Here is a 12,626-nt window from a genome sequence, read left to right as displayed (position 1 = left end):
TTGGCAACCCGGTCTGTGCTTACATCAACCGGCGTGGTCAGGTCATGCGAGTGGGGGTCGGCACCCTGCGGCAGACCCAGATTCCGCTGGCGGAGTTGCCGCGCTATGGGGCTGAACGACTCAGCGGCATTCGCTGCATTGCCACGCAGTTTGAAACCGACCCGCCCTCCGAGGCAATTCTCACGACTATGGCGTTGCAGCGCCTCGATGTGCTGGCGGTGCTGGCGTTGACGGGCAGCGGCTTTACCCGGAGAGGCGGCGGTGCAACGGGATACATTCAAACCACCTATTTGGCTCACCTGGTGCCCCACCCCGAACAGCGCTGGCTGGTGTCGGCCACTACTGATCTAGAAGCGCTGAGCCAGCAAGACTTTTTGGCCTTAGTCGAGGGGGTAGAGGCTGAGTTTAGCCGGGCCTTTACCGCTTTGCAGGTGGAGGTCGATCGCGATCGCGTGTTAGTGGTGGGGCTATTTACCAATAACCAGAGCCCCGATCATTTTCAAACTCGCCTAGAAGAACTGGAGCGCCTAGTCGATAGTGCCGGGGGCGAAGTGCTAGACACCATGACCCAAAAGCGCCCCCGACCCCACCCTCAGACGGTGCTGGGAGCCGGGAAGGTGCAGGAGGTGGCTTTGGCAGCCCAAACGGTGGGAGCCAATTTGGTGGTGTTCGATCGCGATCTGTCTCCGGTGCAGGTGCGCAACCTAGAGAACCTAGTGGGCATTCGCGTAGTCGATCGCACTGAGTTAATTCTCGATATCTTTGCCCAGCGGGCCAAGAGTGGGGCCGGCAAGCTGCAAGTCGAGCTGGCTCAGCTAGAGTATCAGATGCCTCGCCTGACCGGGCGCGGACGGACCATGTCGCGGTTGGGGGGCGGCATTGGCACCCGTGGCCCCGGTGAAACCAAGCTTGAGACCGAGCGCCGCACCATTCAGCGGCGCATTGTCAAACTTCAGCAAGAGGTCAACCAGTTGCAGGCGCACCGGGCGCGGTTGCGTCACCGTCGCCAAGACGACAACCTACCGTCGATCGCCGTGGTGGGCTACACCAACGCGGGCAAGTCAACTCTGGTCAACACCTTGACGAACTCAGCGGTTTACGCGGCAGACCAGCTGTTTGCCACCCTTGACCCCACCACCCGCCGCCTGGCGATTACCGATCCTGAGACCAACCAGACTACTCAGCTGGTGGTCACCGATACCGTAGGCTTTATCGAAGAATTACCCGCCTCGCTGATGGACGCCTTTCGGGCCACCCTCGAAGAAGTCACCGAGGCCGATGCCCTACTCCATGTCGTCGATGTGTCGCATCCAGCCTGGCAAGACCAAATTCACTGGGTGATGCAAATTCTCAAAGACATGCCAATTGTGCCGGGGCCAATGCTGTTGGTGTTTAACAAGGCCGACCGGGTAAGTAGCGAAGTGCTGGCGATCGCCCAAGATGAGTATCCCCAGGCCCTGTTTATCTCAGCGACCGAACGCATGGGGCTAGAAACACTGCGATCGCGCCTTCTCCAGCTGATCGACTACGCGGTCACCCTATAGGCGAACCACTGGGAAGATTCGGTCTCATCGTTAGCGCGAGGAGGGTAGCGGGCAACGCGCTAGAATCGGGCTGGTTGAGGTGGCTACAAGGCGATCGCCTATGATCGCAATTGTTCTCTAGGCCCCACAGATCCCCTAGCCATCCAGACAAGGAGTCGTCGGTGCCCGATCAGATGGTCAAGCGCAGCATTCGCCGCTACGAGCAAGACTGGTTTCGGCTGCTATTTAGCGTCCGAGGGTCGGTGATTCCGGCGGTGATGCCTCGGGTGCTACTCTGCGCTGTATTTGCCTGGGGCATTTTGCTGCTGTATGGCCGGGGCTGGCCGCTGTCGTCGCCGATTTTAGGTTCGCTAGTGCCCAGTCTGGTGCTGGGTCTGCTGCTGGTGTTTCGCACCAACACCTCCTACGAGCGGTTTTGGGAGGGGCGCAAGCTGTGGGGCAATGTAGTCAACCTGACGCGCAACCTGGCCCGGCAGTTGTGGGTGGCGATTGAGATTCCTGAGCCTGCCGACCACGAGGCCAAAATTGCTGCCGTGCGACTGCTCCCGGCCTTTGCGATCGCCACAAAGCTGCACCTGCGCGGCGAACCGCCCGATACAGAACTGGCCAATTTGCTGACCGCTGACCAGTTTGCCAAACTGCGAGCGATGAATAATCCACCCCTAGAGATTGCCTTTTGGGTGGCCGACTATTTGCAAACCCAGCAGACCCGAGGCACCCTCAATCCTTATCAGCTCACTTACTGTCTAGAAACGTTAGATGACCTGGTCGATGCCTTGGGCGGGTGTGAACGCATTCTGAAGACGCCGATGCCGGTAGCCTACTCGATTCACCTAAAGCAGTTGTTGATGCTCTATTGTCTGGCCCTGCCGTTTCAAATGGTGGCTTCGGTGGGGTGGGGTACGCCGCTTTTGGTCGCGCTGATTAGCTTTGCGGTATTTGGCATTGAAGAAATTGGTATTGAAATCGAAAACCCCTTCGGCCACGACCCCAACGATCTGCCGCTAGATGCCATCTGTCATACCATGCAGCAAAACATTGAGGACTTGATCTCGCTGGTGCCGGGGGCGGGGCGATCGCCCCAGGGCCCCCCATCGCCGGTTGAGATCGTTCAGTAGGCTCCCCGGCTGAGCACGACGGCGCGAATGGTGTCTAAAATGAGCTGGGTATCGTGGCCTATCGACCACTGGGCCTGATACTCGACATCCATTTTGACGATAGTTTCAAAATCTTTGACGGCGGAGCGGCCGTTGGCTTGCCACTTACCGGTAAGGCCGGGTTTAACGTTTAGCCGCTGCCAGTGGTGGGGCTGGTATTGACTCACTTCATCAAGGGTGGGGGGACGGGTGCCCACTAGGCTCATATGTCCCTTCAGAACATTCCAGAACTGCGGAAACTCGTCTAGACTAGTGCGGCGCAAAAAGCGACCGACACAGGTGATGCGGGGATCGTTTTCATTTTTAAAAATGAGACCCTGGGCTTCATTTTCAACCAAATGCTTGAGGTCATCGGCATTGGTGACCATAGAGCGAAACTTCCAAATGCGAAAGGGTTGACCTCGGTAGCCACAGCGAACCTGGCTATAAAAAACGGGGCCTGGGTTGTCGAGCTGAATAGCGATCGCAATGGGCAGCAGTAACAGTAGCAAAAGGCCCATACCCACTAGCCCACCGGCAATGTCTAAACACCGCTTCAAAAACGAGGTGACTGAGGGATGAATCGGCAATGAGCCCATACTATCGGGCACGGTTAGGCTCTCTTGCAGCGCAGATAGCTCTACCTTCAAGGGAGAATGCAAGGAAGAAAACATAGGTCTACCAGAGCTTACAATTAGACTTACACCAAATCCTGTAAAAATTGCGTGGCTCCAATTGTTCAATCAGCAAGATAATGGCTTGCTGATACTGTCGATCGAGAATCTAGCTTCGGTCTAGGGCGATCGCGCCTTAAAAAGGCCTAGATATAGCTGTAGCCAGTCTGGTTAAGACATTTTCCCTAAGAACGCTTGGGCGTTCGAACGTTTCTAAGGTTTCTGGATGTCCTAACCCAGGTGACTACGGCTATCTCAAGCGATCGTTGTCGTCCGCTATCGAAAACATCGACCTTAGCGGATTGTTTTCCTTTACAGACCTAAAATTTTTAACCCGGATGATTGATCACATTAATCTTGAGTTTTTGAAATTTAGGTCTGGACAAAATAGGGTAGAACACCGCTAGCTCAGCCCAGGAGATCAGGGCTCAATTGAGCCCATGACGGCCGATAATTCAGGAAAAGCTTGAGCGAAATGAGCGTTTCTAGTTGGCTGGGCCGCCCCTAGAGAGTAACGACAACACAACAGATCCTTGCTGCCTCTCTCCGAGGAAAAGGCTTTAGGCTCGATTGATTGTGAACTGACTTCCTAGATATATAGACGAAAAAGTTAGCAAATCGTTTCCCGATTTCTGCTTTTTTGCTTGCCCATAGAAATTGGCATCAAAAATTGGTGTAGATAAGCTAATCCGCTTGTCCCCGAGTTCACCTGCTGGCGATCGGTGTTTCTCCGCAAGGTTGCCTTAATTAAGCTCCTTCATCAAAGTGAAGCTTAATCGAAAATGCGCCGGAAGCCAAAAATGCTGTTGAGAATCTGAGTGAACGGGCTGAGTAATGTAGAGGTCGTATCGCCAAAGGTTGTTAACCCTGAGCGATCAACTACGATAACGTCGCGCTCTTGCAGAATGGGATTGTTGGTGTCGTTAACGTTTTGGCTGAAATCAACGGCAATTTGCTGCTGCTGGGCGGTACCGTCGGCGGCTAGTCGAACTAAAGTAACGGTATTGACATTGGCCCTGCGGCGGTTAAAGCCTCCTGCATTGAGCAGCACTTCGTTGAGGGAGGTATTGAGCGGCACCTGGAGTTGACCAGGACGCTCTACTTCACCCGCGACATAGACGTTGATACTTTCTGGAGCAAAGTTAGCACTGGCTAAGGCCGCCGCTTCACTGGCGGTTAGGGTCGTAGCGGTAGGAACGACAATTTCATCCCCGCCCTGAAGCACAATGTCTTTACCCAGGTCGCCAGACTGAAGTAGATCCCACAGGTTATAGCGGCTAGTTTGCACCTGGTTGTAGCCTACGGGTCGCCGCAGGATGACCTCGCTAATATTGGCTCGAGCGGTAATGCCCCCGGCTTGGGAAATAGCTTCGGTCAAGGTCGGAAAGCGGGAATCGGTTGTGTTGAAGTTATTGTTCTCGTTGGTACGGCGCACTGTATAAGAACCAGGGCGCTTGACTTCGCCTGAGATAGCGACACGCACGGGGCGTAGATTGACCGGAGAGATAGAAACCATCGGCTGTCGCATAAAAACGCTGTAGCGGGCGGCAATAGCCGCTTCAGTTTCTCGCAAGGTCAGCCCCTGCACCTGCACCTGACCAACCCGAGGCAAATTAATAGTGCCATCTTGCAAAACAATGCCCTCAACACTGTATTCTTCAGCACCAAACACCACAATCGCAATCACATCGCCAGTACCTAGGCGATAGGTCAAGTCTAAGGATTGGGCTGCCTCGACAGTCTGCAAAGGCAAGGGGTTACCCATAGGCAATCCGGCAGGGGAGGCGGGCACAGCCTGGGTGACCTGCTGCATTGACTGTGCCAAGACTGGTGCGATTGGGGCGATCGCACCTACCCCTACGACTAGACCTAGCCCAATAGATTTAATAGATTTAAGACAATAGTTTTGCAAAACCATAAAACTAGCCATGGAACGAATCATAAAACAGTAGCTGTTCATCTTTTCTGCACGCTGTGCGCGACCTATCCACCAATGACCCAACGAAGGATCCGGACAGTTCACCCAAACGTCATTGGCAGATCATGGACTACGGAACAGGGCACTACCTTAAGGAACCGATCGATCCTCAATAAGTTCCTCCGTATTTTTTCGGTGACCGGCGGCCAAAAGTTTAGTAATTTTACCGACGATATCCACAAATTTACCGAAAAGAGTCCTGATCAGCAGGTGTTCTCTCGGTATGTTTCTACACGATAGATCATCTACGCACTCACCTATAGAGGTTTACCCCAAAGCTGTGGAGTGGTGGTCTCCGCAGCTACCCTCGATCATCTACTGTACGCATCTACCCTATAATCCCTAGGTTGTACTCTGGATCCGCACAACGGATTCTACAGCCTAGGGAGGTTTAGTATCTATCGTGGATTACTTCAACCCGTGACTCAGGAGCTGAATGGTTTCGCTGCTTTCTTATCGATCGATCTCTTATACCCTACGACTGGCCCTGATTAATTTTCGGGCTGGGCCAAGTAATTTTGGATACGTCAACTGAATTGGCCTCCGTCAATCTACCGAGAGGTATATGCGCTGTACCGCAATCAGATGATATAGTCCACTCAAACTCTTATTCGTATATTATATGTAGGAACATTTTACGAATCGTAATTGTCTTAAGTTCTAGTTATCATTCGTCACTAGTGATTTCCGATACTTGTCGGAACACTGTATTTTTATAAGTTCCGGAATCTATCTATTTAGCCCGTAACATTTGCCTTAGTTGCTGTTGATAACTTGTCCGTCCAGGCAAACTGGCGCTCCACCCGCACGTATTTCAAGCCCCCGAGCCTCCATAGGAGAAAATACTGCAATGAAAATTGCGCTGGTCCACGACTATCTCACCCAGCGAGGTGGGGCCGAACGAGTGTTTGAATTGTTGTGCAAACGGTTTCCCCATGCCGACATTTTTACGTCGCTCTACGATCCTGAACGCACAATTGATCTGCGCGATCGCGTGGTCAATACCACCGCACTACAGTCAATACCTGGTGCTTCTCGTCACTTTCGTTTGTTTGCGCCCCTTTACTTTCCGGCGTTTCGATTGCTTGAGCTAGAAGAATATGATCTGGTGTTTAGCAGCACCACTAGCTTCGCCAAGGCCGTACGCACTCGCGACGATGCCATGCACATCTGTTTTTGCCACAACATCACTCGCTTTCTATGGGATACCCAAACCTACTTGCGAGGCTACAAAGAGTATCAGATGCTCTCACCGCTGCTGGAGCCAATCTTTCACCAAATGCGCAAACTCGATTTGCACTATGCCAGCGAACCCAACATTTATGTAGCCAACTCCAGCACCGTAGCCGAGCGGATTCAGCGCATCTACGATCGCCCCGCTTCGTTCATCAACTACCCCATTGATGGCAGCCAGTTTGAGTTTTCTGCCCAAAAAGAGGATTTTTATCTGGTTTCTTGCCGGTTACTCAGCTACAAACGCGTAGACATCATTGTCGAAGCCTTCAATTGGCTGGGTTGGCCTCTAGTGATTATGGGCGACGGCCCCGAACGAGAACGACTAGAGTCAATTGCTTTGGAGAACATTACCTTCATTGGCCACGTCAGTGACGAAGAGCGGACTCGCCTATTTGCTAAAGCCCGTATGGTCATTGTCGCTGCCCTTGAAGACTATGGTTTGGTGCCCATTGAAGCCAACTTTAGCGGTACACCCGTTGTTTCGTTTGGTGCTGGGGGGGTGCTGGATACCCAGGTGCCGGGAGTCACTGGAGTATTTTTCAATCGGCAGTCCCCTGAAGCTCTCCATGCTGCACTCATCGAAGCGTCTCAATGTGACTGGGACTACCACCAAATCCGCAAACATGCTCTATCTAATTTTACTGAGTCCGCATTTTTCCAAAAGTTAGATCAGTTTCTGATCCAAACGCTAGATTCATCTACTGCTGATCAGCTTGGCCTGAATACCCCGAGTTTGGCATAGAGCCAATCACTTATTCAGAGTCGATTATGTATTTAGGGTTGATTTTCAGGGTTAATTATGGTCTCTACCTCCGCTACACCTCCCCATCAAGACACAGAGTTTGGCTACGGCCAGCTGTTTGCAACCCTGTTGCGACGTTGGCCTTGGATTGCTGGGACTCTAGCGATCGCCATGGCAGGGGCGGTCTATGTGTCATTACAAGAGAGACCGATCTACCGCAGTACCATGCAGCTGATTGTTGAACCCAACTTCGATCAAGACCTAAAGCTGCAAGATTTTGCTGGTGTTGCCGACGGACGTGCTAACCAAATTGACTATGCTACTCAGCTTAACCTCATGCGAAGTAGTCAGTTTATTGACGATGCAGTTGCATTATTGCAAGAAGAGTATCCCGACCTCACATCAGAGCAAGTCGAAAATCAATTTTTTCTATTTCAAGTAGAAGAAGGAGACGATAGTACCCGTATTTTTCAAGCAACTTACACCGATGAAGATCCGCTCAGGACTCAGCGAGTCTTAGCTGCCTTGGAGTCAGTGTATCTGCAATACAACCAAGAGCAACAGGCAAACCGTTTAACCCGAGGGCTAGAGCACATCAATAACCAACTAGCCAATACTCAAGCTAATTTGGCGCAGTCTCAGGCTGATCTAGAGCAATTTCGGCAAAGCCAAAATATTCTAGATCCCTATCTCCAGGGGCAGGCTGCTGTAGAGTCTTTAGGGCGGGTCTTAGACGAACAACGCAAGTTAGCGGCAGACCTGAATCAAATGGAGCGAAAATATGCAACCCTTGAAAGTCGCCTTGCTCTATCGCCCCAAGCAGCCTTAGTCGCCTCACGGCTGAGTCAATCGGGCCGAATTCAAACCTTGCTCAACACCCTGCAAGAAACCTCATTAGCCTTGGCTGACCGCCAAATTTTGTTTACCGACCAAGACCCTACCGTACAGGTGCTGGCTAGCCAACGTGAGAACCAGCTGGCTCAACTGCGCCAAGAAATTAGCACCGTAGTGCGACAGCCTGGTGCCAACCTTGATGCCACGATGCAGTCTTATCTACAGCTTGGCCAGGTCGATCTCAGCTTAGTCAGCGAACTGATTGAAGCCGATATCTCCCTCCAGGAGCTAACGGCTCGCCTCAACGCCCTCGCTGAGACAGAAAATTTGCTACGCCAAGAGATTGACCGGTTTCCGGGGTTAATCGCCCAATATGACCGGCTACAACCCTCTGTAGAAATTAACCGCACTACCTTTGAGCAGTTGCTTACCCAGCGCGAGCAACTCAGCTCAGAACTGGCCCGAGGTGGGTTTCTCTGGCAAATTATCGAGCCGCCCCGAGCAGGCAAGCGCATTGGCCCCGACCCGGTCAGGCCCATTGCGTTAGGCCTAGTCCTGGGACTTTTCGCGGGGGGTGCTTTGGCCTTTGCCATAGACAGTATGGACAAGCGAGTACGCACCTCAGAAGAACTCAGAAAGCAGGTGCCTTTACCACTACTCGGCATTTTGCCCCTGCAAACTATCCGTCGAGGCAGAGTGATGCCTACCTTGCGGCGCGAAGACGGCGGAGTGATCATGCATCCTGAACTAGCGGATTCAGCCCTCATGCAAACCGTGATGGGGCCTCAATTTCGTGACTCGCTCGATTTAATTGCCAACAACCTCCAGATCCTTCCCGGAGCACAGGTGCCGAAAGCGGTTGCCGTTACCTCTGGGCTAGCGGGAGAAGGTAAAACTACCCTCACCTTAGGTTTGGCATTTAGTCTGGCCCGCATGAATCAGCGAGTCCTCGTCATTGACGCTGACCTTCGCCGGTCCGGCATTCAGGCCGAGCTAGGTCTCACGATGGAAACGGGTCTGGCTACCCTGTTAGCGGGTCGGCAAAAAAAAGGGCAGCCTCACCGCCTAGATTTTGGCATGGCTCATGTCGATGTGCTCCCCGCGGGGCCGGCCCCCACCGACCCGATCGCATTACTCAGTTCGCCCCGGTTTAGCTCGTTGATTGCCCAGTGCAAGACTCGTTACGACGTAGTCTTGGTTGATACCCCACCCGTGCTGGGCATGGCCGATTCTCTCAAGGTGGGGGCCGTTTGCGACAGCACAGTCTTGGTTACTCGGCTCGATCGGATCACTCAGCCCGAGCTGACTGAGGTATTAGATTTGCTAGCCCCCATCAACGTATTGGGGATCATTGCCAATGGGGCCAAAGGGGCATCTACAACTCGCTATTCCAACCAGGCCTACGGGGCCATAACGCTCGAAGCCTGATACGTCACTCATTTTGTTCCTGCGTGTTTGCCTCATTTTCGGAGATATTGACAATGCTTGATGTACACTCCTCCTCTAGCTCAGATGCTCCGGTGCTACCTAAGGTACCTAACACTGTTGACAACTCGGTTAAAGACAAAACAGAATGTTCGCTGCGGTGGCGGCAAAACATGCTATGGGTAAGTTCGATGATACGCGGCCAAGATGTGCCCTTACCTGCTTTAGCTGACCGAGGTTGGTTTTTAGCATGTTTAACTAAGTCGCGAGCCAAGGCCGTTTGCATAGACCCATCTTTAGGTGTAGAAGCAATTGGCCTTTGGGCTCAGGCTTGCCAAGTCGCTCAAAAGCCATTGTTTTTAAGAATTCCAGCTAACCCCTACCGACCGGCCAATCAAAAGCCCCGAGCCTGGGCCATTAAGCGAGGGTGTGATCTCGCTATTGCCCTACTGCTCTTAGTTATACTTAGCCCGTTGATGCTAGTGCTGGCTGGGCTAATTAAAGCTCAAGACAAGGGGCCAATACTGCAAGGTGAATGGCGTGTCGGCAAGCGGGGACGGATGTTTCAGATGCTCAAGTTTCGCACTACGGTCAGCAGCGATCGCCAAGCTGTCCAAGATATGGGCATCCTACCGACTAACTTGACGATGACCGCCCTGGGTTCATGGCTCAAGCGTAGCCATCTTGATAAGCTACCTCTGCTGTTGAATGTGCTGCGCGGTGACATTAGTCTGGTTGGCCCCCATACCTTTGCTATTTATGAAACGTTGACTTTGCCCAGTGAGCTCAGGGCTCGGCTGCATACTCTACCTGGCATTACCGGTAGTCTGCGGCAGTTCGCTCATTTTCCGGCAACCCATCCACACATTGTGGCGCGAAAGGACCTACATGAGCTGCGGCACTGGTCCTTGTGGAAAGATTTGAAGAAGCTAACGGTAGCTACGCTACAGGTATTGGACTAAAGCAACAGCGCTTACTCGCAACAGTTTTACCTAAAGATAGCTTGGAGCATTTAAGGCCCGTTCTACAAGACAGGATGGATGGACCTGATTTTCCATGGAATCAGTTGTAGAACGAATTCATTTTCGGTCTCAGACCTCATAGCCTAGAAAAAGATGGAGGAACATTTTGGTCTTAAAAAGCTGGTCGCGGAGTTTAGTTAAATCTACTAGCCTTTGGAAAAGTAATTCCCTAATTCTGCAGGAGCTCAAACATTTCCCAAAAATTCTAACCTTAGCAATTTTGTTTCCGCTAATTGCTGCTCTATTCGAAGGTTTAGGAATTGGGTTTTTGTTAGGGTTTTTACAAAACCTAGTTAGCTCAGGCGGGCAACCTTTCCAAACCGGTTTTAGCTGGTTTGACACTCACATTTTAGGCATTCAAAATTCTGAGTTAAATCAACTCTATCGAATTTCCGCCCTGATTTTAATATCTACTTGGATACGGGCAATATTCAACTATTTGTCTGGAGTGTATATTCGCAAGGCAGAAGTTAGTTTAACTACCCGACTATACAAAAAAATATTTGAGCAGCTACAGGCTGTCAGCCTCAGCTTCTTTAGCCATGTCAAGGGGGGTGATTTGATCAACACCCTAACGTCTGAAGTTAACCAGCTACAAATTGCAATTGTTCAAATTGGTTTTGTTCTGTCTAAGGGATCAGTTGTAATTGTCTATGCAATAGTTGCGCTCTGGATTTCTTGGCCGCTTACTTTAACAGCGCTGCTGCTATTTAGTCTCACAGCTACTGGCTTATCTACACTAAATAAACGCATTCGGGAAGCTAGCTTTCCAGTTTCAAAGGCCAGAAGTCATCTGACATCTGCGATCAGCGAATTCATTAGTGGTATCCGTACTGTTCAAGCTTTTGCCACACAAGACTTTGAGCGGCAACGGTTTTACCAAGCCTGTGACACCTATGCTGAGGCTTCTGTAGAAGTAGTCAAACGAACCAATGTTGTCAGACCCCTAGCAGAGGCCCTTGGCTCTACCATTCTCATTGGTATGATCATTGCAGGTATGGCTATTTTTGTCTCAAACGGATTTTTAGAGGTGGCATCTCTACTAACATTCTTATTTATTTTGTTTCGAATGGTACCCGCGATTCAGGAACTGAATGGGGTGGCAGCTAATCTAAGCTCTATTCAAGGTTCCATTCAAAATATTCAAAATCTACTCCGGTCAGACAACAAGCCTTTTATAAAAAATGGCTACAAATCATTTCCTGGCCTACAAAAAACAATTGAATTAATTGCAGTAAGTTTTGGCTATGACTCAAATACTCCGGTTCTAAGAGATATAACTCTGACCATTGAGAAAGGTCAGACAGTGGCTTTAGTTGGCTCTTCGGGCGCAGGAAAAAGCACATTAGCCGACGTTATCGCACGCTTTTACGATCCAACCGAAGGTCAGATCATTCTAGACGGTACTGATTTGAAAGTATTTGATATTAACTCTGTCAGGAGGCGAATGGCTATCGTTAGCCAAGAAACCTTCATCTTTAATGCATCTGTACGTGACAATGTTGCCTATGGTTCAGAAAATGCAACTGAAGAAGAAATAATGCAGGCTGTTAAGTTAGCCAATGCTGAAGAATTTATTTTAGCTATGCCAGAAGGATTTAATACCATTTTGGGCGATCGCGGAGTCAGGCTTTCTGGCGGTCAGAGGCAGAGAATTGCGATCGCCAGAGCCCTACTGAGAGACCCAGAAATTCTAATTTTAGACGAGGCGACTAGTGCTCTAGATTCAGTCTCTGAAAAACTGATCCAGGAATCGCTGGAAAAGCTATCAGTGGGGCGTACAGTAATTGCGATCGCTCATCGACTTTCCACCATTTCAAAGGCGCATAAAGTTGTCGTGATGGAGAAAGGCCAAGTTCTAGAACAAGGAACTTACAATAACCTACTTGAAAAGCGAGGTAAACTATGGGATTTTCACCAAATACAAAAAGCTTAGGTTTGAATCTGCCCCACCTTTGCCGTACATTGGCCTGACAACCTTCAATTTCATCCTAAAACGATAATGATTGGCTTAGGCTGTTAGTTTAAAATCCCT

General features: G+C 50.8%; 8 protein-coding genes. 6 read left to right on the top strand and 2 right to left on the bottom strand.

The annotated features are described in order from the left end of the window. Positions 1-44: 44 nt before the first annotated feature. Positions 45-1,544, top strand: a complete 1,500-nt coding sequence (gene hflX / locus RRF56_RS24015) for a GTPase HflX (RefSeq protein WP_410510684.1) — start codon at positions 45-47, stop codon at positions 1,542-1,544. Between the two features lie 173 nt (positions 1,545-1,717). Next, positions 1,718-2,662 carry a bestrophin family protein gene (locus RRF56_RS24010; RefSeq protein WP_410510683.1) on the top strand — a complete coding sequence of 315 codons (945 nt, stop codon included), beginning with the start codon at positions 1,718-1,720 and terminating at the stop codon, positions 2,660-2,662. Here the strand turns inward: RRF56_RS24010 and RRF56_RS24005 are convergent. Further along, entirely contained in the window at positions 2,656-3,279 is a 624-nt protein-coding gene (locus RRF56_RS24005) for a sugar transferase (protein ID WP_410510682.1), read from the bottom strand. The genes RRF56_RS24010 and RRF56_RS24005 overlap by 7 nt on opposite strands. A gap of 847 nt (positions 3,280-4,126) precedes the next feature. Then, positions 4,127-5,284 carry a polysaccharide biosynthesis/export family protein gene (locus RRF56_RS24000; protein ID WP_317035676.1) on the bottom strand — a complete coding sequence of 386 codons (1,158 nt, stop codon included), beginning with the start codon at positions 5,282-5,284 and terminating at the stop codon, positions 4,127-4,129. An 898-nt stretch (positions 5,285-6,182) separates the two neighbouring features. Here RRF56_RS24000 and RRF56_RS23995 point away from each other — a divergent pair. The 4 genes from RRF56_RS23995 to hepA all read left to right on the top strand — a co-directional run bounded on the left by RRF56_RS23995 (position 6,183) and on the right by hepA (position 12,527). Then, on the top strand, positions 6,183-7,310 hold the full coding sequence (locus tag RRF56_RS23995) for a glycosyltransferase (RefSeq protein WP_317035675.1): 1,128 nt from the start codon (positions 6,183-6,185) through the stop codon (positions 7,308-7,310). Positions 7,311-7,367: 57 nt separating this feature from the next. Next, on the top strand, positions 7,368-9,572 hold the full coding sequence (locus tag RRF56_RS23990; RefSeq protein WP_317035674.1) for a polysaccharide biosynthesis tyrosine autokinase: 2,205 nt from the start codon (positions 7,368-7,370) through the stop codon (positions 9,570-9,572). A gap of 53 nt (positions 9,573-9,625) precedes the next feature. Further along, positions 9,626-10,531: a heterocyst development glycosyltransferase HepC gene (hepC, locus tag RRF56_RS23985; RefSeq protein WP_317035673.1), complete on the top strand. Its 906-nt coding sequence runs from the start codon at positions 9,626-9,628 to the stop codon at positions 10,529-10,531. 166 nt (positions 10,532-10,697) lie between these two features. Next, positions 10,698-12,527, top strand: a complete 1,830-nt coding sequence (hepA, locus tag RRF56_RS23980; protein ID WP_317035672.1) for a heterocyst formation ABC transporter subunit HepA — start codon at positions 10,698-10,700, stop codon at positions 12,525-12,527. Positions 12,528-12,626: the final 99 nt, after the last annotated feature.

Origin of the sequence: Nodosilinea sp. E11 (assembly GCF_032813545.1) — a bacterium.
Taxonomy (GTDB): domain Bacteria; phylum Cyanobacteriota; class Cyanobacteriia; order Phormidesmidales; family Phormidesmidaceae; genus Nodosilinea.
This window is presented reverse-complemented; position numbering and strand designations above follow the sequence as displayed.